The organism is Amycolatopsis sp. NBC_00348 (assembly GCF_036114655.1).
GTDB lineage: Bacteria > Actinomycetota > Actinomycetes > Mycobacteriales > Pseudonocardiaceae > Amycolatopsis.
In genome coordinates this window covers 4,585,795-4,612,468 of record NZ_CP107994.1, presented here as the reverse complement: position 1 = coordinate 4,612,468, position 26,674 = coordinate 4,585,795, and the positions used below count along the sequence as shown (strand labels likewise).

26 protein-coding genes are annotated in these 26,674 nt (G+C 73.4%); 7 read left to right on the top strand and 19 right to left on the bottom strand.

Annotated elements, in window-relative coordinates; translation table 11 throughout:
- Positions 1–15 precede the first annotated feature (15 nt).
- Genes OHS58_RS20055 through OHS58_RS20035 form a run of 5 tightly spaced genes read right to left on the bottom strand, consistent with a single transcriptional unit; the run spans position 16 to position 5,286 of the window.
- Positions 16–765, bottom strand: a complete 750-nt coding sequence (locus OHS58_RS20055) for an ABC transporter ATP-binding protein (protein WP_328649413.1) — start codon at positions 763–765, stop codon at positions 16–18.
- Positions 762–1,748 carry an ABC transporter ATP-binding protein gene (locus tag OHS58_RS20050; RefSeq protein ID WP_328649412.1) on the bottom strand — a complete coding sequence of 329 codons (987 nt, stop codon included), beginning with the start codon at positions 1,746–1,748 and terminating at the stop codon, positions 762–764. Before OHS58_RS20050 ends, OHS58_RS20055 begins: the two co-directional genes overlap by 4 nt.
- Entirely contained in the window at positions 1,745–2,641 is an 897-nt protein-coding gene (locus tag OHS58_RS20045) for an ABC transporter permease (RefSeq protein WP_328649411.1), read from the bottom strand. The genes OHS58_RS20050 and OHS58_RS20045 overlap by 4 nt, the downstream gene beginning before the upstream one ends.
- On the bottom strand, positions 2,638–3,636 hold the full coding sequence (locus OHS58_RS20040) for an ABC transporter permease (RefSeq protein ID WP_326954382.1): 999 nt from the start codon (positions 3,634–3,636) through the stop codon (positions 2,638–2,640). The genes OHS58_RS20045 and OHS58_RS20040 overlap by 4 nt, the downstream gene beginning before the upstream one ends.
- A complete protein-coding gene (locus OHS58_RS20035; protein WP_328649410.1) occupies positions 3,637–5,286 on the bottom strand; it encodes an ABC transporter substrate-binding protein in 1,650 nt (549 codons plus the stop codon). It abuts the gene before it with no gap.
- A gap of 219 nt (positions 5,287–5,505) precedes the next feature.
- On the opposite strand from OHS58_RS20035, the gene OHS58_RS20030 reads away from it, so the two are divergent.
- The 5 genes from OHS58_RS20030 (at position 5,506) to OHS58_RS20010 (ending at position 9,868) form a co-directional block, all read left to right on the top strand.
- A complete protein-coding gene (locus OHS58_RS20030) occupies positions 5,506–6,528 on the top strand; it encodes a LacI family DNA-binding transcriptional regulator (protein ID WP_326948268.1) in 1,023 nt (340 codons plus the stop codon).
- Positions 6,529–6,530: 2 nt separating this feature from the next.
- Positions 6,531–7,487, top strand: a complete 957-nt coding sequence (locus OHS58_RS20025; RefSeq protein WP_328649409.1) for a threonine ammonia-lyase — start codon at positions 6,531–6,533, stop codon at positions 7,485–7,487.
- Between the two features lie 11 nt (positions 7,488–7,498).
- On the top strand, positions 7,499–8,143 hold the full coding sequence (locus tag OHS58_RS20020) for a phosphate signaling complex PhoU family protein (protein WP_326948270.1): 645 nt from the start codon (positions 7,499–7,501) through the stop codon (positions 8,141–8,143).
- Positions 8,144–8,258: 115 nt separating this feature from the next.
- A complete protein-coding gene (locus OHS58_RS20015; RefSeq protein ID WP_326948271.1) occupies positions 8,259–8,873 on the top strand; it encodes a DUF47 domain-containing protein in 615 nt (204 codons plus the stop codon).
- The gene (locus OHS58_RS20010; protein ID WP_247049941.1) at positions 8,873–9,868 is read left to right on the top strand and encodes an inorganic phosphate transporter; all 996 of its coding nucleotides are present in this window, start codon (positions 8,873–8,875) and stop codon (positions 9,866–9,868) included. The genes OHS58_RS20015 and OHS58_RS20010 overlap by 1 nt, the downstream gene beginning before the upstream one ends.
- 308 nt (positions 9,869–10,176) lie before the next feature.
- Here the strand turns inward: OHS58_RS20010 and OHS58_RS20005 are convergent, their stop codons facing one another.
- From OHS58_RS20005 to OHS58_RS19965, 9 genes are all read right to left on the bottom strand, one after another.
- On the bottom strand, positions 10,177–11,076 hold the full coding sequence (locus OHS58_RS20005) for a universal stress protein (RefSeq protein ID WP_326948272.1): 900 nt from the start codon (positions 11,074–11,076) through the stop codon (positions 10,177–10,179).
- Positions 11,073–12,011 carry a universal stress protein gene (locus OHS58_RS20000; RefSeq protein ID WP_328649408.1) on the bottom strand — a complete coding sequence of 313 codons (939 nt, stop codon included), beginning with the start codon at positions 12,009–12,011 and terminating at the stop codon, positions 11,073–11,075. The genes OHS58_RS20005 and OHS58_RS20000 overlap by 4 nt, the downstream gene beginning before the upstream one ends.
- Entirely contained in the window at positions 12,008–12,448 is a 441-nt protein-coding gene (locus OHS58_RS19995) for a flavodoxin domain-containing protein (RefSeq protein WP_328649407.1), read from the bottom strand. Before OHS58_RS19995 ends, OHS58_RS20000 begins: the two co-directional genes overlap by 4 nt.
- Before the next feature lie 79 nt (positions 12,449–12,527).
- A complete protein-coding gene (locus OHS58_RS19990) occupies positions 12,528–13,313 on the bottom strand; it encodes a universal stress protein (protein ID WP_326954376.1) in 786 nt (261 codons plus the stop codon).
- Between the two features lie 103 nt (positions 13,314–13,416).
- Positions 13,417–14,067: a hypothetical protein gene (locus OHS58_RS19985; protein WP_328649406.1), complete on the bottom strand. Its 651-nt coding sequence runs from the start codon at positions 14,065–14,067 to the stop codon at positions 13,417–13,419.
- Positions 14,068–14,236: 169 nt separating this feature from the next.
- On the bottom strand, positions 14,237–14,494 hold the full coding sequence (locus tag OHS58_RS19980) for a hypothetical protein (RefSeq protein ID WP_328649405.1): 258 nt from the start codon (positions 14,492–14,494) through the stop codon (positions 14,237–14,239).
- A complete protein-coding gene (locus tag OHS58_RS19975; protein ID WP_328649404.1) occupies positions 14,491–15,282 on the bottom strand; it encodes an FHA domain-containing protein in 792 nt (263 codons plus the stop codon). Before OHS58_RS19975 ends, OHS58_RS19980 begins: the two co-directional genes overlap by 4 nt.
- A gap of 6 nt (positions 15,283–15,288) precedes the next feature.
- A complete protein-coding gene (locus OHS58_RS19970; protein ID WP_328649403.1) occupies positions 15,289–16,476 on the bottom strand; it encodes a right-handed parallel beta-helix repeat-containing protein in 1,188 nt (395 codons plus the stop codon).
- Between the two features lie 89 nt (positions 16,477–16,565).
- Entirely contained in the window at positions 16,566–18,341 is a 1,776-nt protein-coding gene (locus tag OHS58_RS19965; protein WP_328649402.1) for a serine/threonine-protein kinase, read from the bottom strand.
- 277 nt (positions 18,342–18,618) lie between these two features.
- On the opposite strand from OHS58_RS19965, the gene OHS58_RS19960 reads away from it, so the two are divergent.
- Complete coding sequence (locus OHS58_RS19960; RefSeq protein WP_328649401.1) at positions 18,619–19,995, top strand: SMP-30/gluconolactonase/LRE family protein; 1,377 nt, start codon at positions 18,619–18,621, stop codon at positions 19,993–19,995.
- A 45-nt stretch (positions 19,996–20,040) separates the two neighbouring features.
- Here the strand turns inward: OHS58_RS19960 and OHS58_RS19955 are convergent, their stop codons facing one another.
- Together OHS58_RS19955 and OHS58_RS19950 are read right to left on the bottom strand one after the other, a co-directional pair.
- Complete coding sequence (locus OHS58_RS19955; RefSeq protein WP_328649400.1) at positions 20,041–20,481, bottom strand: ATP-binding protein; 441 nt, start codon at positions 20,479–20,481, stop codon at positions 20,041–20,043.
- 79 nt (positions 20,482–20,560) lie between these two features.
- Positions 20,561–22,189 carry an FAD-dependent monooxygenase gene (locus OHS58_RS19950; protein ID WP_328649399.1) on the bottom strand — a complete coding sequence of 543 codons (1,629 nt, stop codon included), beginning with the start codon at positions 22,187–22,189 and terminating at the stop codon, positions 20,561–20,563.
- 88 nt (positions 22,190–22,277) lie between these two features.
- Here OHS58_RS19950 and OHS58_RS19945 point away from each other — a divergent pair, with 88 nt between their 5' ends.
- Positions 22,278–23,126 carry a phosphatase PAP2 family protein gene (locus tag OHS58_RS19945; protein ID WP_328649398.1) on the top strand — a complete coding sequence of 283 codons (849 nt, stop codon included), beginning with the start codon at positions 22,278–22,280 and terminating at the stop codon, positions 23,124–23,126.
- A gap of 37 nt (positions 23,127–23,163) precedes the next feature.
- On the opposite strand, the gene OHS58_RS19940 is transcribed toward OHS58_RS19945, so the two are convergent.
- The 3 genes from OHS58_RS19940 to OHS58_RS19930 are packed head-to-tail and all read right to left on the bottom strand — an operon-like array spanning position 23,164 to position 26,625.
- A complete protein-coding gene (locus OHS58_RS19940) occupies positions 23,164–23,931 on the bottom strand; it encodes a thioesterase II family protein (RefSeq protein WP_328649397.1) in 768 nt (255 codons plus the stop codon).
- A gap of 13 nt (positions 23,932–23,944) precedes the next feature.
- Positions 23,945–25,597 (bottom strand): non-ribosomal peptide synthetase, encoded by a 1,653-nt coding sequence (locus tag OHS58_RS19935; RefSeq protein WP_328649396.1) that lies wholly within the window; start codon positions 25,595–25,597, stop codon positions 23,945–23,947.
- Positions 25,597–26,625, bottom strand: coding sequence for a TauD/TfdA family dioxygenase (locus OHS58_RS19930; protein WP_328649395.1), 1,029 nt, complete (start codon positions 26,623–26,625; stop codon positions 25,597–25,599). Before OHS58_RS19930 ends, OHS58_RS19935 begins: the two co-directional genes overlap by 1 nt.
- Between the last annotated feature and the right edge of the window lie 49 nt (positions 26,626–26,674).

The following is a 26,674-nucleotide window of genomic DNA, read 5'->3' as shown; positions in this document are numbered from 1 at the left end:
TGGATGGGAGGGGGGTCAGCGCCACGGGTCGGGCGCGGCGGCGGCGAGCCGGCGGGTGTAGTCGTCCGCCGGGTGGAAGATGACCTGGTCGGAGTCGCCGATCTCGACGACGCGCCCGGCGTTCAGCACCATGGTCGTGGCCGAGAAGTGCCGGGCGGTGGCGAGGTCGTGGGTGATGTAGAGGACGGCGAGATCGTTGTCCCGCTTGAGTTCCTCCAGCAGGTTCAGGATGTCCAGCCGGACCGAGACGTCCAGCATGGACACCGGCTCGTCGGCCAGCAGCACCAACGGCTGGGGCGCGAGGGCCCGCGCGATGGCGACGCGCTGGCGTTGCCCGCCGGACAGCTCGTGCGGCAGCTTGTCCGCGTACTGGTCGGCGGGCCGCAGGTGGACGCGGTCGAGCAGGTCCAGCACGGCCTTCCGGTCGCCGTCGAGCCCGTGGACGCGCAGGGGCCGCGCCAGCTGGTGGTGCACCGGCTTGACCGGGTTGAGCGAGGCGAACGGGTCCTGGAACACCAGCTGCACGTGCTTGCGGTACTCCCGCAGCGCCCGGTAGCCGGGACGGCGGGGCTCGCCGTCGATCGTGATCGTCCCGGACGTGGGCCGGTCCAGCCCGCACAGCATCCGGGCGATGGTGGACTTCCCGCTGCCGCTCGCGCCGACCAGCGCCAGGGTCTGCCCGGAGGTGACGGTGAAGCTGACGCCGTCGACCGCGCGGAACCCGGAGTAGTCGCGCACCAGGTCGTGCGCGCTCAGCTCGGTCATGCCGAGACCTCCTGGTAGAGGTGGCAGGCGACGTCGGTGCCGCCGACCGGCCGCAGCGTGACGTCGGTGGTGGTGCACTCCGGGCGGACGAACCCGCACCGGTCGGCGAACGCGCACCCGGCGATCGGCGCCGCCAGGTCCGGCGGGTGGCCGGGGATGCCGTGCCGGTCGCGCCGCTCCGAGCGCAGCGTCGGGAACGCGTTGAGCAGCCCGGCCGTGTACGGGTGCTGGGGTTTCTCCCGCAGCTTCACGCTGTCGCCGAGCTCGACGACGCGCCCGGCGTACATCACCGCGATGCGGTCGCTGATCTCCAGCAGCAGCGACAGGTCGTGGGTGATGAAGACGACCGCGAACCCGAGCCGCTGACGCAGTTCCGCGAGCGCGTCGAGGATCTCCCGCTGCACGAGGACGTCCAGCGCCGTGGTCGGCTCGTCCATCACGACGACGTCGGGGTCGAGCGCGAGGGCCATCGCGATCATCACGCGCTGCCGCATGCCGCCGGACAGCTGGTGCGGGTACGACCGGGCGACCCGCTCGGGCAGGCCGACGAGGTCGAGCAGTTCGCCCACCCGCACCCGGCGTTCGGCCTTGGTCAGCTGCGGCCGGTGCGCGTGGAAGAGGTCCTGCAGCTGCGCGCTGACCCGCTGGACCGGGTTGAGGGCGTTCATCGCGCCCTGGAACACCATCGACATCCGGTCCCAGCGGAACTTCCGCAGCGCGCCGCCGGTCAACGCCGTCACCGAGACCGGCGCGGTGTCGTGGACACCCTGGAAGGTGACGCTGCCGGCGGTCAGGTGCGCGGGGGCGCGCAGCAGCCGCGTGATCGCGTAGGCCAAAGTTGTTTTGCCGCAACCGCTTTCGCCCACGATGCCGACCAGCTCACCGCGGTGGACGTCCAGATCGACGCCGCGGACGGCGTGCACCGGCCCGGTGGCGGTCTCGTAGTCGACGTGCAGGTTGCGCACCTGGAGCACGGGCGTCATCGGATATCCCCCTGGGCGCCGCCGCGGCGCTGCACGCGCAGCCGCGGGTTGATCAGTTCGTCGACGCCGATGTTCAGCAGCGTCAGGGCCGCACCGAGCACCGCGATGCACAGGCCTGGCGGGATGAACCACCACCACGCGCCTTGGGAGAGCGCTTCGCCGTTCTGGGCGAAGAACAGCATCGTGCCCCACGTGACGGAGTTGAGGTCCCCGAGCCCGAGGAACGACAGCCCGGCCTCGCCGAGGATGGCGCCGATCATCGCGAACACGAACTGCGAAATGAGGATGGGGTAGAGGTTCGGCAGGATCTCGACGACGACGATCCGCCACCCGCGTTCGCCCGACGCGCGGACGGCGTCGACGTAGTCCCGGTGCGCCAGCGACGCCGTCTGGGCGCGCAGCACCCGCGCGGAGGCGGCCCAGCTGGTGACCGCGATCAGCAGCGCGATCACGGCGATCCCGCTGGAGTGCAGGTAGCTGGCGGCGACCACGATCAGCGGCAGGGCCGGGATGACGAGGAAGACGTTGCCGATCAGGTTGAGCACCTCGTCGGCCCAGCCACCCGCGTACCCGCCGACCACCCCGACCAGCGCGGCCAGCAGCATCGTGACCGTGCCGGCGAGCAGGCCGACCAGCAGCGACGACCGGAAGCCGACGATCAGCTGGGCGAACACGTCCTGCCCGTTGTTGGTGGTGCCGAGCAGGTGTGCCGCCGACGGCCCGGCGAGGAGGTCGTCGCCGGTCGCGTGCGGGTCGCCGACCAGCAGCGGCCCGATGACCGCGACGGCCGCGTAGACCGCCACGATGCCGGCGCCCAGTAGGAACTTCGGCCGCCGGGTCAGCGCGGAGACGCGCCCGGCGCCGCGGACGGGCGTGATCACGGCCTGGGTCATCGGGCACCCGCTTTCGCCGTCGTGCGCACGCGCGGGTCGATGACCGCGTAGAGCAGGTCGACCAGCAGGTTCGCGCCGAGCACCGCGAGGGTGATGATCAGGAAGATGCCCTGCATCAACGGGTAGTCGCTGTTGCGGACCGCCTGCAGCAGCGTGAACCCGATGCCGGGGTAGGAGAACACGGCTTCGGTGACGATCGCGCCGCCGACGACGAACCCGAGCGACACCGCGACGCCGGACACGCTCGGCAGGACGGCGTTGCGGGCGGCGTAGGTGACCATCACCCGCCGCAGGCTGAGGCCTTTCGCCTGCGCCGTGACGACGTAGTCCTCGGCGAGCGTGGACACCATCATGTTCCGCATCCCCAGCAGCCACCCGGCCAGCGAGCTGACGACGATCGTGAGCGCCGGCAGCAACGCGTGGTAGACGACGTCGCCGACGAACTCGCCCGACCAGCCGGGCTCGATCTCGACGTCGTACCCGAGGCCGAGCGGGAACCAGCCCAGGCCGGCCGAGAGGAAGTACAGCGCGGCCAGCGCGAGCCAGAAGTACGGGATGGCGGCGAGCATCGTCGACCCCGCGACGAGCGAGTCGACGACCCCGCGGCGGAACCACCCGGCCAGCGCGCCGAGCGAGATGCCGAGCGTGAACGACACGACCGTCGCCACACCGACCAGACCCAGCGTCCACGGCAGGGCCTGGCCGATGATGTCCCCGACCGGCGCCGGGAAGAACGTCACCGAGCGGCCGAGGTCGCCGGTGAAGATCTGCCCGAGGTAGGCCAGGTACTGCTGCCACAGCGGCCGATCGGTCACGCCCAGCAGCAGTTCCAGCGAGTGCCGGGCCTCCGGGGAGACCGGCGCCATCGACGACTGCCGGGCCAGCACCGCGTCCACCGGGTTGCCCGGCGCGAGGCGGGGGATGAGGAAGTTCAGCGACAGCGCCGCGAGCAGCGCGACCGCGTAGAACATCAGTTTCTTGCCGAGGAACCGCATCTACTTGACCGGCTTCAGGTTCTTGGCGACGAACCCGGTGTCGGGGAAGCTGTCCGCCCGCGACAGCGCGTAGGCGTTGTCGTCGGTCGGCCAGCCGGTGACCTTCGTGGCGAGGAACGTCGCGTTCGGGCTGTTCTGGAAGACCGGGACGTAGGGCAGCTTGTCCAGCATCACGCGGCCGATCTCCTGGGCGCGCTGCTTGAGCACGGCCTCGTCGTCGGTGCCGGCCATCGCGGCCAGCGCGGCGTCGACCTGCGGGTCGGAGAAGCGCGACCAGTTCGACGCGGCCTTCTGCCCGATCGGCGCGGTCGTCGCCGAGGCGAGCACCTGGTTGTAGAGCTGGTACGGGTCGGGCTTGCCGCCCAGGCCGTCGATGAGCAGCTGGAAGGTGCCGGTGGAGCGGTCGGAGTTGAACTGGGCGCTCGAAACCTGCTGCACGGTCAACGCGATCCCGGCTTCGGCGAGCTGCTGCTGCATCAGCTGCAACGCCTGGATGTAGTCGGTGTAGCCGGTGACGACCTTGATCGAGACGTCGAGGCGGCGGCCGCCCTTGTCGACGTAGACGCCGTCCGCGCCACGGGTGTAGCCGGCCTTCTCCAGCGCGGCCCGCGCGGCGGCGGGGTCGCGGGTGACCGGGCCGGTGATCCGGAAGCCGTCGTCGCGCGGGGTCTGCAGCAGTTCGGGGCTCGGCACCTTGGCGATGCCGAAGTAGACGGTGTCGACGATCCGTTTGCGGTCCAGCGCCAGGTTCATCGCCTGCCGCACGGCGAGGTCGTTCGTCGGCCACGCCGTCAGGTTCGGCACGAGGCTGGTCTGGTAGATCCCGGCGGACGGGACGAGGTGGGTCTTCGGGTCCTTGGCGACCCAGTTCTTCCGCGGGTCGGGCACGAAGGTGTTGCCCCAGTCGATCTTCCCGGCCAGCAGCGACTGGTTCGCGCTCGTGTTGTCGCTGAAGGAGATGAAGCGGACGCCGTCGATGGCGGGCTTGCCCTGCTCCCAGTAGTTCGGGTTCTTCTTCAGCAGGAACGTCTGCGGCGAGAACGAGTCGAGGGTGAACGGCCCGGTGCCGACCGGGTTCGGGTTCAGCTCGGTGGCGGGGTCCGCGATCTTCTCCCAGATGTGCTTCGGCACGATCAGGGTGCGGCCCGCCGCGCCCCACAGCTGGTTGAACGCGGGCCGGCCGAAGGTGATCTTCGCGGTGTGGTCGTCCGGCGCGGTCGCGGCGGCCAGCGTCAGCCCGTTCGTGTTGAGCTCGGGGTGCTTGATCATGGCGTCGAAGGTGAAGGCGACGTCCTGGGCGGTGAACGCCTGGCCGTCCTGCCACTTCACGCCGTCGCGGGTGGTGACGGTGAGCGTCCGGCCGTCGGGGGAGAAGGTCGCCGCGGTGGCCAGCTGCGGCACCGGCGGGCGGCGTTCGGCCATGTCGAAGAACAGCAGCGACTCGTAGACGGTGCCGCCGTAGCCCGCTTGGGCCTGGTTGGGCAGGAACGGGTTGAAGTTGCGGACGAACGCGCCCGACGCGCCGGTGTTGGCGGTGATGATCACGCCGTCGGCGCTGGTCGCGGTGCTGGAGCACGAACTCAGGGCGAGGCCGAGCGCGAGGACGACGGCGGCGGGGGCGAGCAGGCGGCGGTGCCTTCCGGCCTTCATGGGGACTCCAGGAGTGCTTAAGCGGTTAACTCGATGGACGGCCTCGCTGACGTCGCACTGGGAGAGCTCGGTGTCGTCAGGCGGCGATCGGGGGCGGGCCTGGGTTAAGCGCTTCACATCTTGTAACCTCGGTCACGTCATGTCAATGGACCGAAACGATGTCGGGGTAGCCTCGTGCGAGGTGAAGCGATTGAGTCAGCGAGTTATCCGAGGAGCACGATGAAGCGGCTGACCATCTCGGACATCGCGGACGCGGCCGGGGTGTCGACGGGAGCGGTGTCCTACGCGCTCAACGGGAAGCCGGGGGTGTCGGCGGCCACGCGCGAGCGCGTGCTGGAGATCGCCGACCGGATGGGCTGGCGGCCCAGCACCGCCGCCCGCGCGCTGACCCGGTCCCGGTCGGGCGCGATCGGGCTGATCGTCGACCGGCCCGCCCAGGTGCTGGGCATCGAGCCGTTCTTCATGCAGCTGGTCTCCGGCATCGAGATGGCGCTGCGCTCGGACCCCTCGACGGCGTTGATGCTCGCCGTCACCGACGACCGGGACGCCGAGATCCAGACCTACCGCCGCTGGTGGGCCGAGCGGCGCGTCGACGGCGTCATCGTGGTCGACCTGCACGAGAACGACATCCGCACCGGCGTCCTGGCCGAGATCGGGCTGCCCGCCGTCGCGCTCGGCTACCCGCAGTCGGCCGAGGTGCCGTGCGTGTGGGCCGACGACGCGGCCCCGATGGAGGAGGCGGTCGGCTACCTCGCGGCGCTCGGGCACCGGCGGATCGCCCGGGTCGCCGGGCCGGACCGGTTCGCGCACACGCTGCGCCGGGACGAGGCGTTCACCAAGGCGGCCGAGACGCACCGGCTGGAGTGGTCGAAGACCGTCCACGGCGACTACTCGGGCGACAGCGGCGCCCGGGCGGCGCGGCGCCTGCTGTCGGAGCGCGACCGCGCGACGGCGGTGATCTTCGACAACGACGTGATGGCGTTGTCGGCGATGGCCGCGGCCCAGGAGATGGGCGTCTCCGTGCCCGAGCAGCTGTCCATCGTGTCCTGGGACGATTCGGCGCTGTGCCAGCTGGTCCGCCCGGCGGTGACGGCGCTGGACCGGCACATCACCCAGCACGGCGTGCTGGCCATCGAGACGCTCAACGAGATCCTGGCCGTCGGCGCGGCCGGGCACGTCCAGGCGCCGGCCCCGATCCTGATGCCCCGGGCGAGCACCGGCCGGGCTCCGCAGGACCGCTGACGATGCCCGGAACGCGTCTCGACCTCAGCCGTATCCGGGCGGCTCGCGCGGTGATCGACCCGGTCTTCCTCGACACCCCGCTGTACCCCTGCGAGCCGCTCGGGCGGGCGCTCGGCTGCCGGGTGAGCGTCAAGCTGGAGACGGCGAACCCGGTGCGCAGCTTCAAGGGCCGCGGCACCGAGGTCGTCGTCAGCGGTCTGGGCGGCCGGGCCGCGGTGTGCGCCAGCGCGGGCAACCTCGGCCAGGCCCTCGCCTGGTCCGCGCGGGGCCGCGGGGTGGCCGTCACCGTCGTGGCGTCGCGGTCCGCGCCCGCGGTCAAGCTCGAGCGCATCCGCGCGCTGGGCGCCCGGCTGGAGCTGGTCGACGGCGACTTCGACGAGGCGCGGGAGCGGGCCGTGGCCATCGCCGGGCACGACGGGATCCGGCTGGTCGAGGACAGCCTGGACCTCGAGACGTGCGAAGGCGCGGCGACGATCGGCCTGGAGCTGCTGGACACGCCGTTCGACGCCGTCCTGATCGCGCTCGGCGGCGGCGCGATGGCCACCGGGATCGGCCACGTCCTGAAGACGCGCGCACCCGGCGTCGAGGTCGTCTGCGTCCAGCCGGCGGGCGCGCCGGCGATGACGCGGTCCTGGCGGGAACGGCGCGTCGTCACCACCGACTCGACCAGCACCATCGCCGACGGCGTCGCGGGACGGCGGCCCATCCCGGAGGTCCTCGGCGACCTGCTGCTCGTCGCCGACGACGCCGTCCTGGTGCGGGAGGAGTCGATCATCACCGGGATGCGGCTGCTGCTGGAGCACGCGGGGCTGGTCGTCGAACCGTCGGCGGCACTGGGGGTCGCGGCGGTGCTCGAGGACCGGGACCGGTTCGCCGGCCGGCACGTCGGCGTCGTCGTCTGCGGCGGCAACGTCGACCTGGCCGCCTACCACCGCTGGCTCGGCACCGGCCTCCCGTAGGCTGCCGAGTCGTGCGAGAAGGATTTCACGACGACCTGAAACGTCTGAGCGAGCTGCTGGCGACCATGTGCGACCTGGCGGCGACGGCGATCCGGCAGGCCACCGAGGCCTTGCTGAACGCCGACCTCAGAGTCGCCGAGCAGGTCATCGCCGCCGACGCCGGCCTCGACGCCCACCGCGCGCGGTGCGAAGAGGACGCCTACTCGCTGCTCGCCCTGCAGGCCCCGGTCGCCGGCGACCTGCGCCAGGTCCTGGCGGTCGTCTACTGCGCGGAGCGGATCGAGCGGATGGGCGACCTGGCCGCGCACATCGCCGACAGCGCGCGCTACGCCCACCCCGACCACGCCGTGCCCGCGGAGCTGAACCCGACGTTCCTGCGGATGGGCGAGCTGACCGCCGGCATGGCCGAGGGCGTCGCGACCCAGATCCGCACGGGTGCCGGCGGCAGCTACCGCGACCTGCGCGAAGCGGACGAAGCCGTCGACGCGCTGCACGCCGAGCTGCTGTCCGGGATGACGGGTGCCGGCTGGGGCCACGGCCACGGCGAGGCCGTCGCCGCGGCCCTGGCGACGCGGTTCTACGAACGCTTCGCCGACCAGACCGTCTCGGTGGCCAAGCGGCTGGAGTTCGCCAACACCGGAGACCTCCCCGGTTAGACCGCCGGTGGACACCGGAGTGAGTGTCTGCTTTCCACCGGAAGTCGCGCCCCGAGCCTGCGGGAGCCCGGGTGACCGGGCATGATCGCGGTGCGCTGAAGAAGGGACCCCATCCATGCGCTTCACCCCACGGGGCACGAAGTTCTTCGACCTGCTGACCGACGCGGCGAAGAACCTCGTGACCGCCACGGCGCTGCTGCGCGACCTCGTCGCCGCGGAGCCCGCCGACCGGGAGTCGATCGCGGGCCGGCTGCACGAGGTCGAACACCAGGGTGACGAGCTCATGCACACGATCATGGTCGAGCTCAACAGCTCGTTCGTCACGCCGTTCGACCGCGAGGACATCCAGGCGCTCGCCTCGAAGATCGACGACGTGCTGGACTTCATGGACACCGCCGCCGACCTGGCCGTGCTCTACCGGATCCAGGCGTTCCCGCCCGGCGTCGACCTGCTGGTGCAGGCGCTCGGCCGGTGTGCGGAGCTGACGGCGGAGGCGATGCCGGGCCTGGCGAAGGTGGGCGAGCTCGAGCCGTACTGGATCGAGGTCAACGAGCTGGAGAACGAGGCCGACCGGATCTACCGGCGGGTGCTGGCCCAGCTGTTCGAACCCGGCGCCGACGCCCTCGAAGTCCTGAAGACCAAGGAGGTCGTCGAGCAGTTCGAGCTGGCCGCCGACGCCTTCGAGCACGTGGCCGACGTGGTGCAGACCATCGCGGTCAAGGAGTCGTAGTGACCGGGACGGCCGCCCTGGTCGCCGTCATCGTGCTGACCCTGGTCTTCGACTACACCAACGGTTTCCACGACGCGGCCAACGCGATCGCGAGCGCGGTGTCGACGCGCGCGCTCACCCTGCGGGCCGCGCTCGTCCTGGCCGCGGTGATGAACCTGGCCGGCGCGCTGCTGTCCACCGGCATCGCCGCGACGGTGGCCAAGGGGATCATCGACGTCCCGGTCGGCCCGGACGCGCTCACGGTGGTCTTCGCGGCACTCGTGGGCGCGACCGTCTGGAACCTGATCACCTGGTACTTCGGGCTCCCGTCGTCGTCCTCGCACTCGCTGATCGGCGGGATGGTCGGGGCCGCGCTGGCCGCGGCGAGCACCGTGCACTGGGCCGGCATCGCCGAGAAGGTGCTGATCCCGATGGTGGCCTCGCCGCTGCTCGGGCTGGTGCTGGGCTACCTCGCGATGGTCGGCGCGCTCTGGCTGCTGCGCCGGGCGAACCCGCACCGCAGCGGCCGGGTGTTCCGGCGCTTCCAGATCGTCTCCGCGTCGGCGCTCGCGCTCGGCCACGGCCTGCAGGACGCCCAGAAGGGCATGGGCGTGATCGTGCTGGCCCTGGTGGCCGCGGGGCAGCAGAAGACGTTCGACGTCCCGCTGTGGGTGACCCTGGCCTGCGCCGCGGCGCTGTCGCTCGGGACGTACTCCGGCGGGCTGCGGATCATGCGGACGCTCGGGCGCCGCGTGTTCCCGCTCGACCCGCCGCACGGGTTCGTCGCGGAGTCGGTGGCGTCGTCGGTGCTGTACGTGACGGCGTTCGCGGTGAAGGCCCCGATCTCGACGACGCACGTGATCACCGCGGCGATCATGGGCGTCGGCGCGACCCGGCGGCTCTCGGCGGTGCGCTGGGGCATCGCCCGCGACATCGTGCTGGGCTGGGTCCTGACCTTCCCGGCGGCGGCCGCGGTGTCGGCGGCGGTGTTCTTCGGGATCAGCGCCCTCACCTGAGCGCGGGCCGTAGGTCGCGGCACTGATGGAGTGAACCCGGGGCGGCCCCTCGCAACTCGTCGCCGGCTTGCGGTTGTCCGGCTGACAACGCCGCAACTCGTCGCCGAGGTGTCGGAGGTAGTGCCGCAATCCGTGGCCGAGTTGCCCGCGAGAACGCCGCCGGTCGATCTCGGCCGGCTCGGGAAGGGTTCGGCGGCGGACCGCTACCTCGCCGCGCGGTGGCCGACCTGCTCACCCGGCGGGCCCGGCCGGAAGTCGCCGCGGGGAAGCGACTCCGGCTCAGCACCTCGGCCGGGAGCCGGCGGGTCTCAGCGCCGGGACTCCAGCCGGACCACGAGGACCGTGCAGGCGGCGTGCTGCACCAGTGCCTGGCTCGTCGAACCGAGCAGCATCCCGGCGAAGCCGCCGCGGCCGCGGTTGCCCGCCACGACCAGCTGGGCCGTCTGCGCGGCTTCGAGCAGGGCGTGGCGGGGGCGGTCGCGGCACAGGACCCGGCGGATCCCGACGTCCGGGTACTTCTCCTGCCAGCCCGCCAGGCGCTGGGCCAGCAGTCGCTCCTCGTCCTCCCGCGCCGACTCCCACTGCGGCATGATCCGCACCGCGCCGTAGAAGTCCTCGTAGGTGACGTCGCTCCAGGCGTGCACCGCGACGAGGGGCGCGCCGCGGAACGACGCCTCCTCGAACGCCGCCGCGATCGCGAGCTCGCTCGTCGCGCTCCCGTCGACCCCGACCACGACCGGGCCCGACTCCGGGACGTGCGCCGTGCCGTGGCGGCCCCGGATCACCGCCACCGGCGAGTGCGCGTGGTTCACGAGGGTGGCCGCGGTCGTGCCGAGGAGCATCCCGGTGAAGCCACCCGAGCCGGACGCGCCGACGACGACCATCCGCGCCTGGCGCGACAGCCCGACGAGCAGCGGCGCCGGGGACTCGGCCGGCGTCTTCGCCGTGACCACCAGGTCCTCGTCGATCGACGCGGCCACCTTGCGGGAGCCGGCGACGACCCGGTCACCGTCCTGGCGCACCGCGTCGAACAGGACGTCGGTGCCCGCGATGCCGCCGTCCTGACCGAGCTCGGTGGACCGCAGGCCGTGCACGATCTCGAGCTCGAGGTGGCGGGCGGACGCGACCTTCGCGGCCCACGCCACCGCCGCCATCGACGCGCCCGAGCCGTCGACGCCCACCACGACCGTCCGGTTCCTGTCCTTCATCGGGTCTCCTCGGCTCCTCGGGCGGTCGGCGTCGGGCGGTCGGCGTCGGGCAGTTCCGCGGCCTGCGGCCGGACGACCGCGACCGGGCACGGCGCGTGCGCGATCAGCGCCTGGCCGGTCGAGCCGAGCAGCATGCCGGTGAAGCCGCCGAGGCCCCGGCAGCCGACCACGAGCAGCTGCGCGTGCTCCCCGCGCTCCAGCAGCGTCCGGACCGGGCGGCCGCGCGTCACGTCGAGGTCGATCGTCAGGTCCGGGAACTTCTCCCGCCAGCCGCCCACCTGGTCGGCGAGCTTGGCCCGTTCGGCCTGGTCGATCTCGGATCCGTTGTTCTGCAACGGATGGGGCCGCAGGACGCCGTCGGCGACGATGTCGCTCCAGGTGTGCACCGCGGTGAGCGCGCAGCCGCGCAGCCGCGCCTCCTCGCACGCGAACGCGAGCGCCGCGTCGCTGTCGGCCGAGCCGTCGGCCCCGACGACGACCGGTCCCGCCGCCGGCGCCAGACCACGCACCACGACGACCGGGCAGTGCGCGTGGGCGACCACCGACACCGCCGTCGAGCCGGCGAGCATCCCGGTGAAGCCGCCGAGCCCGCGGGACCCGAGCACCACCAGCTCCGCGTTCCGCGACTCCTGGACGAGCGCCGTGACCGGGCTCCACTCCCGCGCGGCGGTCCCGATGTCGAGGCCGGGGGACTGCGCGAGCACCGCGGTCCGCGCCTCGGCGAGCCGGTTCCCGGCGCGCTCGGCCAGCCCGGCGCGCACCCGGTCGTGGGTGCCGGCGGCGATCGGGGTGTGCACCTGCGGCAGCGCGTGGACGTGCACCAGCCGCAGCGGACGCCGTCGGCGGCGCGCTTCGGCGCCGGCCCAGACCGCGGCGTGCACCGCGGCGGCCGAGCCGTCGACCCCGGCGACGACCGCGCCGTGCGGCGCGGTCACCGCGTGCTTTCGGCGACCGCCGCGACGGCCAGGATCGTGCCGATCTCGTGGCCCCAGGCCCGGATCAGCGGCCGGTCGTCCGTGCCGTCGAACACCCGGTGGTCCCGGGCCGCCAGCTGCCGCACGAGCTCGCGGGCGGGTTCGTGCCCCGCCGCCACCGGGCCGCGGGTGAACAGCCAGACGGGCAGCCACCGCAGACCGTCCGAAAAGGACTCCGCGAACGTCCGCGCCGGGGCGAGCCACTGCCCGTTCTCCACCGGGCTGCCCAGGAGCACGGCGTCGAAGCCCTCGAGCGACGGGACCAGCCCGACGTCGCGAACCTCGACATCGGCGGCCGCTCCGGCGTCGGTCATCGCGGAGCCGACCGACGTGGCGAGGTGTTCGGCGATTTCCCGGGTGGCACCGTGCCGGGTGGCCACCGCGACGAGGATTCTCATGCTTCCACCCTCACCCGGCCGCGGCCCCGGGAGCAGAGGCCAACGACCTCGCCCGGACCGGCGAAGGACCCTGCACCCGCTAGTGGACGACGGCGACCGGGCAGGCCGAGCGCGCGAGCAGGTCGTTGCCCGTCGAGCCCAGCACGGCCCCGGCGACCGGGCCGCGGCCGCGGCTGCCGACGACGATCAGCTGGGCGTCGGGCGCGACGGCCATCAGCACGCGCGCCGGCTCACGGTCCTCGACGACGCGCGTCGTGACGTCGAGATCCGGGTGCTTCTGCGCCAGGCCGGCGACGAGCTCGTCGAGTTCGGATTCGGTGCCCGGTTCGGATGGCCGGCCGGCGTGGGCCACCACCAGCGGCACCCCGCGCGCGACGGCCGCGTCGGCCGCGAACCGCAGAGCTTCCTCGCTCGCCGGCGACGAGTCCACGCCGACCACGACCGGGCCCTGCGGCCCGGCCTGGCCGCGGAAGACGACCACCGGGCAGTGCGCGCCGGCGGCGACCCGGAGGGTGACCGACCCCGTCAGGGCGCCACGCAGGCCGCCGAGGCCGTGCGAGCCGAGCACGATCAGGGGCGCGGTCCCGGACGCCGCGAGCAGCAGGTCGACCGCGAGCCCCAGCTCCACGTGGACGTCGACCTCGATGCCCGGCGCCGCGGTGCGGGCGATCTTCGCCGCGTGCCGCGTCCGCCGGGTCACGTGCTCGGGCAGTGGCTCGGCCTCGTCGCCCGGGCCGACCACGCACGCGTGGAACAACCGCAGGTCAGCGCCGCGCCGGGCCGCCTCGTGCGCGGCCCAGCGGACCGCGCGCAGCGACCCTTCCGAGGCGTCCACCCCGACGATCACCGCGGCCTGGTCGGCCATCACCGCCTCCTGACGTCCGTCGCCCGGACGGCGACTCCGGCCAGCATGTCGCCTGGCGGGCCGGCGCGTCAGAGCACGAAGACCTCTCGGCCGGGACCAATGGTCACCCGCCGGCGGCCAGGTACCGCTGCGGGTCGCCGCCCGCGCGGGCTCCGCTGCCGAGCCAGCGGGCGAACCCCTCGCGGTCCCGGCGTTCGAGTTCGTCCAGGTAGGCCCGCCGCGACCGGACCACGCGCCGGCGGGCCGGCTCGTCGGGGGCGCGCAGGAGTTCGCCGTAACTGCGCCGCCACGCCAGGCACAGCTCGGCCGTGGACAGGTCGGTCACTCCGGTGACTCCTGGGCCTCCGGAGGCTTCTGAGGGTTCCTCCACCACGACCGGTGCGGCCGGAGGGGCGCTCGGCGCCGGGCGGGGCCGGAACCGCCACACCGCCCACGCCGTCGCCGCCACGACCAGCAACGAGGCGGCCGCCATCCCGCCCGCGACGGCCACCAACCCGCCGATCGCCACGCCGGCCCCGAGCGCGCCGAGGCCGGTCACGACCCCGATCGTCACGGCGGAAGCCGCGGAACCGGCCGCCGCGAGCCGCTCGCGCACCGCGGGAAAGCCCGTCACCGCCAGCCACGCGCTGACGCCGGCCGCGAGGCCGAGCATGCCCCAGCCGACGAGCGCGCCGGCCGGCAGCACGACCAGCCCGACCGCGCCGAACGCGGTCGCGGCGGCGATCGACACGATCCTGGTGATACGAGTGAACATGAGCGCCTCAGTCCTGGTGAACGACCACCCGAGCACGACGGCGCCGGGGTCCGAGGCGTATCCCGAGTGTAGCCCCGGAACCGGTTTCCGGCAGGGACAGCTCCCGGCGACCGGCTCCGACACTGTCCTTTGTGGACCGAACGGGCGGCGCTCAGCGGAGCCGGGGCGATCACGCGAACCGGTCGTATCCCGCTTTCGCCGGCAGCGGCTCCAGCGCGTCGACGCCGAGCACGCGGGCGGCGCCGATCCCACCGGGCACGACGACGCCGACGACCTCACCGGGCCGCCCGCACCGGCCGACGGGACGCGCAGCTCCGGCGGGAAAACCCTCCGCCGGCCGCGCTTCCGCCTGCGCCAGCCGCTTCGCCGCACCACCGGCAAGCCGGTCGCGCACCGCGTCGAAGCGGGAAGCTCGCGGCGGGGTCACGTCGTGGGCGGGTCGGGGAGCTCGAGCCATTCCAGGTCCATCGGCACCAGCGTCGTCGAGAGCACCAGCTCCCGGAGGAGGTTCACCGTCAGGGTCAGGCCCACCGGTTCGCCCACCTCCTCGCGTCGCAGACCGTGCACGCCGGCGTCGGAAAGCCGTTGCCGGACACGGGAAACGATATGCTCGACGCGCTTGGCCGTCCAGCTCTCGCGCGGCCGCCGCTCGCCGAGCTCGGCGGCTGCCTGCTGGCGCGACAGGGGCAGCGGCTGCGGGTCGTAACCGAGGTAGCGCTGCCCGAGCACGGCCAGCACCAGGTGTTCCTCCGCGGTGAGCCGCCAGCGCTTCGGCGGGGCCGTCGGGTGGGTCGGCCGGGGTGCGGCGGCCGTGTCCTCCCCGTCGGAGACCAGCAGCTCCAGCACGTGCTCGCGGTCGCGCGTCCCGCGCAGGAACAACGCGGTGTAGCCGGCGGCCAGCGGCAGCGGCTCGCTGTCGCGGTGCAGCAGGACGCTGTCGGACAGCCGGATCGGCGAGCGGCCGGTGTTGCTCAGCCACCAGCGGTCCCGGTCGTGGGTCAGCAGCCCGTGGACCCGGCTGATCCGCAGGTCGTCCTCGCCGACGCAGACGTCGACCTCCAGCCGGTTGCGGCCGAAGCTCACCCGGCTGCCGGCGGCCGGGGGCACCGCGATGCCGCCGGTGACGGTGAGCGCGCTCAGCGTGCCCGGCACAGACGCGGTCACGCCGTGGCGCAGGCTGCGCTGGCGGTGCGGGTCGAGGCGTTCGGCGGGCACGGGCTGCTACCTCCGCTCGTAGGCGCCGATGTCGAAGCCCGCGCCGGCGGGCCGGGGGACACCGTCGAGGTCGAAGGCGGGGGCGAGCGCGGCGCTGCCGGTGTCGACGGCGGCCGAGCCGGGCGCGAGGTGGTAGTCACCCGGGGCCGCGAACCCGGGGTCGCCGGTGAGGTTGTGGTCGGCGGTGAACGGCCCGGCGGTCACCGGGCCGTCGCCGAAGACGTTGTTGCGCAGGGTGTTCGTCCCGGCGAACCGGTCGCCGCCGACGTGCACCGAGCCCTTCGCGTTGCCGGCGAAGGTGTTGTTGACGACCGTGAGGTCGCGCATCGTGCCGGTCGACTCGACCCACAGGTCCAGCCCGGCCTGTGCGTTGCCGGTGGAGAGGTTGTCGAAGACCCGCACGCCCGAGAGCAGCCGGGTTTCCGAGTAGTCCTCGACGGCCAGGCCGATGCCGGCCTTGCCGGCGTTGCGGGTCCCGCTCACGACGTTGGCGTAGACGTCCACAGTGGACGAAGAGTCGACGTAGATGTTCGGCCCGCGGTTGCCGGTGACGACGTTGTGGTGGATCTTCACCCGGGCGGCGTCGTCGTACTTGACGTCGATGCCTTCCTCGCCGTTGTCGTGCACGCGGCAGCCGGACACCTCGACGTCGGACGAGCCCGAGGCGATGCTGAGCGCCTCGTGGTCGGCGGAGGTGCCGCGGGCGTTGGTGCCGCGGATGTCGCAGTTCCGGATCGTGGCACGGCGGGTGGCGACGAGCACAAGCCCGCCGTCGCGGGCGCCGTCGACGCCGAACCGGTCGAACACGAGGTCGTGCGCGCCCTCGGCGTACACGCCGAAGCCGGTCGACCCGGCGACGGTCAGGCCGCGGAACTCCAGCCAGGAGTGGTTGCCGACCGCGAGCAGGCCGGCGTCGCCGCCGGTGCCGGTCAGCACGGCGGTGCCGCCCACCCCGGTGAACCGGATCGGCCGGCCCGGGCCGCCGTCGTGCCGGATGGTGAGGCCACCCGGGTAGGTCCCGGCCGCGATCGCGACGGTGTCACCCGGGCGGGCGACGTCGGCCGCGGCCTGGACGGTGGCGTACTCGCCGCCGGGCCCGACGTGGAGGGTCCGCGGACCCGCTCCGGCGGCCCCCACGGCCGTCGGAACGACCATGGCCGCCACCGTGAGCACCACGCCGGCCACACCCCGCATCGCCACCTCGTCCCCCTCCGGCCCGCCGGCGGCTCCGGCACTGGCCTGGCCCTGTGTTTAGCCGAGCCCGCCTGGGACCGGTCCCCGCTTCACGGCAGCCGTCCGGCGAGCGCGGCCGCCAGTGTCCGGGCGTCGCCGCACAGCGCGTTCCCGCCGGCCGCCCCGGCGTCTTCGAGGGTGACGACGGCGATCTCCTCCCGGTTCGGCTCGGTGCCGCGCAGCACCGGCAGCGCCGGGGTGTAGAAGCGGTGCACGACCTGCACCGCGCAGGCGGGCCGGTCGCCCGGCACCGGTGCCACGACGGCGCTGCGGGTGCCGGCACGGATCCGCTCGCCGGGCACGTCGGTGTCCGGCTCGATCGGCCACTCCCGGGTGTAGCGCACGGTGATCGTGCGGGGGTCGTCCTCCCAGGTGCAGCCCCACCCGCCGAACTCCCGGTCGGTCTGCGAGGCCCGGACCGAGACGCTCGCCGTCGCCGCGGCGTCGAGCAGGCCGCAGGCGTCGACGTGGGCGAGCGACCAGTCCGGGAACGGCCGGTCGCGCCGCGGCAGGGGTCCGTTGGCGAGCTTGGGCAGCACGTCGGAGAGCACCGAGTCGGAGATGGTGCACAGGGGCGCGTCCTGCGCGCGCGTCACCGGGCGCGAGGTGACGTCGATCCGGTTGGTGTCGGCCAGCGAGATGCTGCGCTCGCAGGCGCCGGCGCGGGCCTCGGGGCGTTCGATGTCGCCCATCCGGCCGGGCACCGGGGGCCGGGTCGGGTAGCGCAGCGGGCCGGTCAGGTCGAGGGTCGTCTGCACCTGGCCGGTGCCGTCGGCCAGGGTGGTCGTGACGACGCAGGTGCCGAAGTTCTTCAGCTCGGGGTCGATGAACGGCTGGCCGAACCGCGTGAGCGAGTCGACCGAGATCGCCGCGCACGGGTCCGTCGCGGCCGGATCGGCGCCGAGCGTGTTCGGCCCGCCCGCCGGGGTGGCCGACGGCGGCCGGCTGAGCAGGAAGCCCGCGACCAGCGCGAGCACCGCGGCCAGCGCGCCGACGGCGAGCAGCCGGCGGCGGAACCGGCGTCGCGGCCGCCGGGGCGCGGGGGTGTCCGCTTCGAGCAGGGCGACGGCCTCGGCCGCGGTGGGCCGGTCGGCGGGGTGGCGGGCCATCAGCGCGTCGAGGACCGGGCCGAGCCGGCCCGCGCGCTCGGCCGGGGCGGGCCGCCCACCGGCGGCGCGGCGCATCTGCACGAACGGGCCGTCCTCGCCCGACCCCCACGGCGACCGGCCCTCGACCGCGGCGTAGAGGGTGGCGCCCAGGGAGAAGACGTCGGATTCGGGACCGGCCTCGCCGCCGCCGGCGACCTCCGGCGCGACGTACCCGAGGGTGCCGGTGAGCTGGGCGCCGCCGGTGCGGGTGACCTCGGTCCAGCGGGCGATCCCCAGGTCGGTGAGCTTGGCGACGTCGTCCTCGGTGACCAGGACGTTGCCCGGTTTGACGTCGCGGTGGACGATGCCGCGGGCGTGCATGGCCGCGAGCGCCGCGGCGAGCTGCGCGCCGATCCGCCGGACCCGGTCTTCGGGCAGCGGGCCGCCGTCGTCGACGAGCTCTTCGAGGCTGCGCGCGGCCAGGTATTCGGTGACCAGCCAGCGCGCGTCGACGTCGTCGGTGACCGTGTCGAACACCGTGACGACGTTCGGGTGCAGCAGACCGGCCCCGATGCGCGCTTCCCGCCGGATCTGCCCGGCGTCGGCGTCGAGGGATCGTTTGAGCGACACTTGCCGGCCCAGTTCGAGGTCGAAGGCCCGCCAGACGACGCCCATGCCGCCCTGTCCGAGCTCCTCCTCCAGCCGGTACCGGTCGGCTACGACGCGACCACTGCCCACCCGCGGAGTCTACGAAACGGCCCGGCACCCCGCACACGGCACGTCACGACGGTGGCCGGGGTGGTCTCGGTGAGCGGCACCCCGTTCTTGACTTCGCAAGTAATACCAACTTACCGTCACGGTGCGAGACCACCCGGTCACCCGATTTGTCCTGACAGCCGCCACTGTCGCAGCGGATTCCTCCGCACACGATCGTAGGAGCGGCATGTTCCCGAGGTCAGGTGTCCCAGAACGACGCAAGTCCCGGCCCCGGACGGCCGCCGGGCGGGTCCTCGCCGTGGCCGTGACGGCGCTGGCCGCGGCCGGGCTGGGCGTCACCGGCGCGGCGGCGGCGGGCACGGGCGCGGTCACCGGGATCGGCGGCAAGTGCCTCGACGTCACCGGCGGTTCGGCCGCCAACGGCACCCGGGTCCAGCTGTGGACCTGCACCGGCGGGACGGCCCAGCAGTGGACCGCCGGTGACGACGGGTCGATCGCCGCGCTCGGCAAGTGCCTCGACGTGGCCGGCGCGTCCACCACGAACGGTGCCGCGGTGCAGGTCTACGACTGCAACGGCACCGGCGCCCAGCGCTGGAGCGCCGACGCGGGCCGCCTGGTCAACGCCGGGTCCGGGAAGTGCCTGGACGCCGCGGGCGTGTCCAGCGCGGACGGCACCAAGCTGCAGATCTGGACGTGTTCGACCGGGACGAACCAGCAGTGGGTGCTGCCCGGTACGACGACGGTCCCGCCCGCGAACGGTCCCTGCCCGCAGGGTCCCTTCGGGACGCCGCTGCCGTCGTCGACCCCGACCGCCACGAAGATCAAGGACGGCTTCAACTTCCTGGAGGGACCCACCTGGGACGCGGCGACCCAGACCCTGCTGCTGACGAACATGCACGACGGGGCGGGCGCCGAGAACGTCCAGCCGTCGGACGTCGTGCGGTTCACGCCGTCGACCGGCGCGTTCGCCACCGCGATCGCCGGCGCGGGCAGCAACGGGCTGGCCATCAGCCGCGACGGGAAGTCCGTGGTCGCCGCGACGCACGATCAGCGCAGCGTCTCCTCCTACGACCTGGCGACGGGCCGGCGGACGACGCTCGCGGCGAACTACCAGGGGCACCTGTTCAACTCGCCGAACGACGTGACTGTGGGTGCGGACGGGACCGTCTACTTCACCGACCCGGACTTCCAGCGCGCGAACCGGGCCGACCAGATGGCGGGCAGGACGAGCGTCTTCCGGGTGCGCGACGGTGTGGTCAGCCTGATCGACGACACCATCCGCGAGCCGAACGGCATCGAGCTGGCCCCGGACGGGAAAACGTTGTACGTCGGCGGCAACGCGACGGGCAAGATCTACAAGTACCCCGTCAACACCGACGGCAGCACGGGCGCTCGCAGCGACTTCGCGTCGGTGGCGGGCACGGACGGCGGCACGATCGACTGCGCCGGCAACGTTTACCAAGCCACCTTCGGAGACGGGAAGGTCCACGTGTTCTCCCCGGCCGGCCAGGCCCTCGGCACGATCTCGGCCGGCCGGAACACGACCAACACGGCCTTCGGCGGCCCGGACGGGAAGACCCTCTACGTCACGTCGGGGACGCCGTCCACGGGCGGCGACAACGGGAACTTCGGGCTGTACAGCATCCGGCTGAACGTGCCGGGCTGGCCGTACTAGCCGGCGGTCGTGAGTGCGTAACAGTGTTAGAACACTGTTACGCACTCACGACCGGCGAGCGGACAGGGCGAGTTCGGCCCAGACGGTCTTCCCGCCGGGACGGCGCAGCTGACCCCAGGCGACGCTCGTCTTCTCGATGATCCGCATCCCGCGCCCGCCCTTCGAGGACGGCGACGTCGGAGCGGCGGCGGTGGGGGAGCCGTCGTCGATCTCGATCCGGAGCTTCCCGCGGTTGCGGCGCAGGCGCACCCGGATCGGCGGCTTGGCGTGGCGGAGCGCGTTGGAGACGAGCTCGTCGAGCACCATCACGATGTCGGTCAGCAGCTCGGCGGTCAGGTCGGGGAGCACGGCGCGAGCCCAGCCGCGGACCCTCGCCAGCTCCTTGAGGTCGGCCTTGACGGTGGTTTCGACGGTCTCGACGGTCTCGTCGATTTCGTCCACGTCGGCGAGGACACCGGACTCGGTGGGTGTGGCGTCGAGGCTCATGATCGGTCTCCTCGGGGAAAGAGACGGCTACGGGCTACTTGACTGCCCCCATCCGGGGGAGTTCAACCGCCCTGGTGGGTCACACCGCACAACCCCGGACGCGGTCCAGCACCGCGCCGAGATCATCGGGGGAGGTCTGGCCGCGCCAGGCGACGTACCCGTCGGGCCGGACCAGGACGTACCGGGCGCCGTAAAGACCGTGCAGGTCCGGCCGGTTGAGCCGGTAGCGCTTCAAGGGCACGCCGGCCGCCGCCGCGGCCGTGTCCCATTCGGGCGCGGCCGGCGCGGCGACCTCCAGCAGCGTGAACCCGGGCCCGAACTCGTCCTGCAGCGACCGGTTCCGGTCGAGCCAGAGGTGCGGCAGCCGGTTCCCCGGGGCACCGGACGGCCGGTACTCCGTGCCGGTGGAAGCCGGGGCGGGCCCGTCGTCGGGGACCACGAGCGGCGACTCCGGGTACGCGGTGCCGAGCACAAAACCGAGGGTGTACATCTCGGCCGTCTTGGCCTGCCGGATCAGCTCCGCCGTCTTGGCTCGCACGGCCAGGCCGTCCGGTCCGTCGTCGTCCAGCCCCGGCACGGCGAGCTCACCGGTCAGCACCCGCATGTTGCGTTCGGCCTCGGCGATGGCCCGCTGCGCGATCGGACGGCGTTCGGTCCCGTAGGAGTCGAGCAGCCCGGGGCCGGCCCAGCCGCGCAGCGCGGCCGCGAGCTTCCAGCCGAGGTCGGCGGCGTCGCCGATGCCGGTGTTGGCGCCGAACCCACCCCACGGCGGGTTCTGGTGCGCGGCGTCCCCGGCCACGAAGCAGCGGCCGTCCCGGTAGCGGTCGGCCACCAGCAGCCGGGCCGTCCAGGGATCGGTCGCGGTCACGGTGACGGGCACCGAAGTGCCGATCATCCGGTGCACGGCCCGTTCGCACCACGCGGCGTCGGCGTCTTCCGGCGCGTTGATGATGATGGCCCACCACCGGTCTTCGGTGTCGAGGGTGCCCATCAGGCCGTTGACCTCGGGGTTGACCACCCAGTACTGGACGGCGCGGCCCAGCTCGTGGCGGGCGGACAGCCCGGGCGCGTCGAAGATGACCTGGATGTTGCGGATCTCGTGGCTCCGCCCGGCCAGCGGGATGCCGCACGCCCGCCGGACGGCGCTGCGGGCCCCGTCGGCGCCGACGAGGTAGCGGCCCCGCACCACGCGCTCGCGGCCCGTGTCGTCCGTCGCGGTGGCGGTGACGCCGGTGGCGTCCTGCTCGAGACCCGTCAGCGTCCAGCCCCAGCGCGCGCTGACCGTCTCCCGCCGGGTGATGGTGTCGCGCAAGGCCTCTTCGACGTGGTTCTGCGCGCACCAGAGCGCGGGTTCGGCCAGTTCCGTCCGCTGGACGTCGCTGAGGGCGAAGACGCCGTCGAAGCGTTCCAGCCGGTGCCCGGTGAGCGAGGTGCAGAAGACGGCCGAGTCGGACCAGCCGAACGGCAGGGGAGCGTTGTCCCGGACGGCGCCGGCGATGCCCAGGCGCCGGAAGAGCTCCATCGACCGGGGGTTCAGCTGCTTGCACCGCGGGGACGCCAGGCTCGGCGCCGGCCGCGGTTCGAGCAGGACGCAGCCGATGCCCCGCGCACCGAGCTCGTGGGCGAGGGTCAGGCCGACCGGGCCGCCGCCGGCGATGACGACCTCCGTGGTCTCCACCTCGGGGGGCGCGTCCGCGTAGCTCGTCATGCCGACAGTCTAAAAGCGCGGTGATCTTCCCGCGGCGGGCGTCCGTTACTCCGGATAGAGTAACGCGATCGTCGTCGATGGAGGTGTCTTGCCCGCTCGCCGCTGGCTGATCGTCGCCGCCGCTTGCCTCGTCGTGCTGATCCTGGTCTACGTCCTCGCGGTGCTGACCGTCACCGGCCAGGAGCTGGAGAACGCGGCCCTGCGCGGGGCCGACCAGGCCGCCGCGCGCGACCAGACCGCGGCCGACCAGAGCCTGTCGCGGATCACCCTCTACTCCCTGGGCGTCGCCGTCGTGCTGGTGGCCGTGATCGGCTTGCTGCGCCGGCGCCCGGCTCTCGCGGTCGCGGCGGTGGGGGTGATCGTCGCCGGCCAGGTCGTCACGCAGGGGCTCAAGCGGTTCGTGCTGCCGCGGCCGTCGCTCGTGCCGCTCACCGGGCACTACGCGGACAACAGCATGCCCAGCGGGCACACCACGATCGCCATGACGGTGCTGTTCGCCGCGCTGCTGGTCGTGCCCTACCGCTGGCGTGGCGTGACGATGGTCCTGCTGCTGTCCTGGGCGGTCGGCATCGGCGCCTACACGGTGACGGCGAAGTGGCACCGCCTCTCCGACACCCTCGCCGCGGACGCGATCGCTCTCGGGCTCGCCTGCCTGGCGTCGTGGTGGCTCGCCCGCCGCGGCGTCGTCCACCGGTACGAGGGCCGCCGCCGGATCCCGCGGGTGCTCGTCGTGGTCGTCGCTTCCCTCGCCGGGCTGGTTTTCCTGGCCCTGGGCGGGTTCCTGATCGGCGCGGCACTCAGCCAGGACGGCCTCGACGCGACCCTGCGCGACAACACCTGGGTGGTCTACCTGGCCGCGAGCTCGCTCGCCTCGGCCGGGTCGGTGGCCGCCGCGCTGGCGTTCCTGGGGACCTGGCGCCGCCTTGAGATCCCGTGACGGCCGGGGCGGGCGGCCGCGACCGCCCGCCCCGGCGTCAGCGGGCCGCCGGAACCGGCGCGAGGGCCGGGATCCGCGTCGGCAGGGTCCGCCAGATCTCCGGGGTGTAGAAGTGCCCGCCGGGCAGCTCGACGTGCTGGTACCCGTTGCGGGCCAGTGACTTCCACTGCTCGGCCGTCTCCGGCACGATCACGTCGTCGTCGGCCCCCGTGAGCACCTGCAGCGGGACGCCGACTGTCGCGCCTTCGGTGTAGCCGAACGTGTCCCGCACCCGGATGTCGGCCCGCATGAGCTCCAGGGCCATCTCGCTCAGCTCCGGGTCGTCGAGCACGTACCCCGGCAGCAGGCCGTTGGTGCGCATCCACATCACCAGCTGCTCGTCGGTGTCCTGCTGCGCGGGGAACATGTCCCGCGGGGTGAGGCCGCGGCTCGGCGCGTTCGCCGACGACACGATGAGCGTCTCCGGCAGCGGGCCGCCCCGGCGCTGCAGGCGGTCCGCGACGTCGAACGCCATCCAGCCGCCCATGCTGTGCCCGAACAGCAGGTACGGCCGGGGCGCGGCGGCCGCCGTCACGGCTTCGGTCGCGTCCTCGGCGAGCGCGTCCCAGTCCTGGGCGAAGTCGTCGAGGAAACGGCCGTCGCGGCCCGGGTAGCAGATCGTCACGAGCTCGACGTCGGGCGGCAGCACGTCGGCCCACGGCAGGTACGGCCCGGAGCCGCCACCGCAGAAGCCGAGGCACACCAACGTCTTCGTCGCGTCCGGGTTGGGCCGGGCCCGGACCACGGTGTTGGGGAGGTTGTCCATCGCCGTGCTCCTTTCAGCTCGCGCCGAGCGCCGTGACGTGCTTGGCCAGGTCGGCGAGCCGCGGGTGCCGGTAAACGTCCTTCGTGGACACCGGGACGCCGAAGTTCTTCTTCAGCCGCGCCACCACGCGCAGCGCCACCAGCGAATGCCCGCCGAGGGCGAAGAAGTCGTCGTCGGCCCCGACGCCGTCGCGGCCGAGCACCTCGGACCAGACGTCCGCGATCAGCGTCTCGACCGGCCCGCTGGGCGCCGCACCGCCTTCGGCGACCGGCGCGGGCAGGGCCGCGGTGTCCAGCTTGCCGTTGGCCGTGCGGGGCAGCGCGTCGAGCCGGACGTACGCGGTCGGGACCATGTGCTCCGGCAGCTTCGCGGCCGCCGCGACCTGCGGCTGCTCGCCGCCGACGTGGTAGGCCACCAGCTGGTCGTCGCGCAGGACCACGGCCGCGGCGGTGACGCCGGGAGCGTCGCGCAGGACGGCCTCGATCTCGCCCAGTTCGATCCGGTAGCCGCGCAGCTTCACCTGGCGGTCGCGCCGCCCGGTGAACTCCAGGGCGCCGCCGGGGGACCAGCGGACCTCGTCACCGGTCCGGTACAACCGGGTGCCGGGCTCGCCGAAGGGATCGGGGACGAACCGCTCGGCGGTGAGGCCCGGCCGGCCGAGGTACCCGGCCGTGAGCCGGGGCCCGGACAGGTACAGCTCGCCCGCCGCGGCCGGGCGCAGGGTGTCGTCGAGGACGTGGGCCCGGATCCCGGCCAGCGGCACGCCGATGTGCGGCCCGCCGGGCCCGGCGATCCAGGTCGCCGTGGCGTCCACAGTGGACTCCGTGGGGCCGTAGAGGTTGAGCGCCTCCAAGGGGCTTTCGGCCAGTTCGCGCCACATCGGTTCCGGGATCGGCTCGCCGCCGATGAACAGCCGCAGCGAGCGGCCGAGCAGGTGCTCGCGCAACGCCGTCCAGTGCGACGGCGTCAGGTCGAGGTCGGTCACGGCGCACTCGTCCAGCCAGGCGACCAGCCGGGCCGGGTCGGTCCGGTGGTCGTCGTCGAGCACGACGACGCTGTCGCCGCGGCACACCCGTGCCCACTGCTGCACCGACGCGTCGAACGACACGCTGGCGTTCCACGCGACGACCCGCGGCTCGGCCGCGTACATCCCCGCCTGCTCCAGCGCGGCGACGAGCGTGGCCACCGCGCCGTGGTGCGCCGGGACGCCCTTGGGTCGCCCGGTCGAGCCGGACGTGTAGATCACGTAGGCGGCGTCGAGGTCCGACACGGCGGTGTCGTCCGTGCGCGGGCCCTCGGCGGCGGGGTCGACGACGACGGCGTCCGCCGGGAGCCAGGCCGGGGTGGTCGTCGAGACCAGGGCCCGGATCGCCGCGTCACCGGCCATGAAGGCCAGCCGGTCGGCCGGGTAGGTGGGGTCGAGGGGGACGTACGCGGCGCCGGCCCGCCAGACGGCGAGGAGGGCCACCACCAGGTCGACCCCGCGCCCGAGGCCGACGCCGACCCGGTCGCCGCGGCCGACGCCGTGCGCGCGCAGGGCCCCGGCCAGTGCCGCGGTCCGGCGGTCGAGTTCGGCGAAGGTCAACGCGGACGCGGTGTCCCGCACGGCGATCCGCTCGGGCGCGCGGCGGACCGCGTCGCGGAAGCGGGGGAGCAGGCCGGCCATCAGAGCGCCTCGTTCGCGGCCGGGGGCACGGTCGGCGCGCAGCCGGCGACGTCGACCGGCTCACCCATCGCGACGACGATCTTGCGGTCGCCGCGGAACGGGTCACGTCCGTGCGTGGACAGGATGTTGTCGACGAGCAGCAGGTCGCCCGGCTGCCACTGCTTGCGCACGGTCGCCGAGTCGTAGGCGGCGTCGAGCGCGGCCATCTCGTCGCGCGTCAGCGGGGAGCCGTCGCCGATCGCGGTGTTGAACGGCAGGTCGTCGCGGCCGAACTCGTCGATCAGCGTCTCGCGCAGCTCCTCGTCGAGCGACCACTCGTTCCAGAAGGCCAGGTGGTTGAACCAGACCTCCTCGCCGGTGACCGGGTGGCTGATGACGCCGGGGCGGACCTGGCTGGTGCGCAGGCGGCCGTCGTCGAGCCAGCGGCACGCGATCAGGTTCTCGGCGCAGTAGCGTTCGACGTCTTCCCGGGTGGTCGCGGCGAACGCGGTCTGCCAGTCGGTGGAGATGTGCTCGGAGTAGCTGCGGTTGAGCAGCCAGCCGTGCGCGCGGACCTTCGCCACCAGCTCCGGCGGCAGCGCGCGCAGCACCTTCCGGACGTCCGCCACCGGCGTCGCCCCGCCGTCGGCCGGCGCGATCAGGCAGGAGAACATCAGCAGCCCGGGGAAGGTGAGCGTGTAGCTGTTCTCGTTGTGCATCCGGATCCGCTGCGCGGCGGGCAGGTCGGTGGACGAGAAGACGCCGTTGCCGAAGTCGCTGCGCGGCGTCGCCTTCTCGCGGTACGGCGTGCGAGCCGGCATCAGCGTGTCGCGCACGACGCCGAAGTCGTCGACGCTCGCGATCGGCAGGCCGCGCAGGTGCAGGGAGCCGTGCCGGTGCAACGCCGCCCGCAGCGACGGCGCCGCCGCGGCCAGCCACGCCACCGCGTCGTCGAGGCCGGTCAGCCCGCCGACCTCGGCACTCGCCGGCTCGCCGGGCTCGACCACCCAGTCGAGCGGCAGGAACTCTTTGACGCCCAGGGAACCCATCGTTTGTCCTTTCGCCTGACCCGCAGCGGGCGTCCACAGTGGAACCACC

Bases quoted from the DNA above. Each gene is read 5' to 3' on its own strand.
- OHS58_RS20055 (WP_328649413.1), bottom strand. From the start codon at position 765: ATGACCGAGCTGAGCGCGCACGACCTGGTGCGCGACTACTCCGGGTTC.
- OHS58_RS20050 (WP_328649412.1), bottom strand. From the start codon at position 1,748: ATGACGCCCGTGCTCCAGGTGCGCAACCTGCACGTCGACTACGAGACC.
- OHS58_RS20045 (WP_328649411.1), bottom strand. From the start codon at position 2,641: ATGACCCAGGCCGTGATCACGCCCGTCCGCGGCGCCGGGCGCGTCTCC.
- OHS58_RS20040 (WP_326954382.1), bottom strand. From the start codon at position 3,636: ATGCGGTTCCTCGGCAAGAAACTGATGTTCTACGCGGTCGCGCTGCTC.
- OHS58_RS20035 (WP_328649410.1), bottom strand. From the start codon at position 5,286: ATGAAGGCCGGAAGGCACCGCCGCCTGCTCGCCCCCGCCGCCGTCGTC.
- OHS58_RS20030 (WP_326948268.1), top strand. From the start codon at position 5,506: ATGAAGCGGCTGACCATCTCGGACATCGCGGACGCGGCCGGGGTGTCG.
- OHS58_RS20025 (WP_328649409.1), top strand. From the start codon at position 6,531: ATGCCCGGAACGCGTCTCGACCTCAGCCGTATCCGGGCGGCTCGCGCG.
- OHS58_RS20015 (WP_326948271.1), top strand. From the start codon at position 8,259: ATGCGCTTCACCCCACGGGGCACGAAGTTCTTCGACCTGCTGACCGAC.
- OHS58_RS20005 (WP_326948272.1), bottom strand. From the start codon at position 11,076: ATGAAGGACAGGAACCGGACGGTCGTGGTGGGCGTCGACGGCTCGGGC.
- OHS58_RS19995 (WP_328649407.1), bottom strand. From the start codon at position 12,448: ATGAGAATCCTCGTCGCGGTGGCCACCCGGCACGGTGCCACCCGGGAA.
- OHS58_RS19990 (WP_326954376.1), bottom strand. From the start codon at position 13,313: ATGGCCGACCAGGCCGCGGTGATCGTCGGGGTGGACGCCTCGGAAGGG.
- OHS58_RS19985 (WP_328649406.1), bottom strand. From the start codon at position 14,067: ATGTTCACTCGTATCACCAGGATCGTGTCGATCGCCGCCGCGACCGCG.
- OHS58_RS19970 (WP_328649403.1), bottom strand. From the start codon at position 16,476: ATGCGGGGTGTGGCCGGCGTGGTGCTCACGGTGGCGGCCATGGTCGTT.
- OHS58_RS19955 (WP_328649400.1), bottom strand. From the start codon at position 20,481: ATGAGCCTCGACGCCACACCCACCGAGTCCGGTGTCCTCGCCGACGTG.
- OHS58_RS19950 (WP_328649399.1), bottom strand. From the start codon at position 22,189: ATGACGAGCTACGCGGACGCGCCCCCCGAGGTGGAGACCACGGAGGTC.
- OHS58_RS19940 (WP_328649397.1), bottom strand. From the start codon at position 23,931: ATGGACAACCTCCCCAACACCGTGGTCCGGGCCCGGCCCAACCCGGAC.
- OHS58_RS19935 (WP_328649396.1), bottom strand. From the start codon at position 25,597: ATGGCCGGCCTGCTCCCCCGCTTCCGCGACGCGGTCCGCCGCGCGCCC.
- OHS58_RS19930 (WP_328649395.1), bottom strand. From the start codon at position 26,625: ATGGGTTCCCTGGGCGTCAAAGAGTTCCTGCCGCTCGACTGGGTGGTC.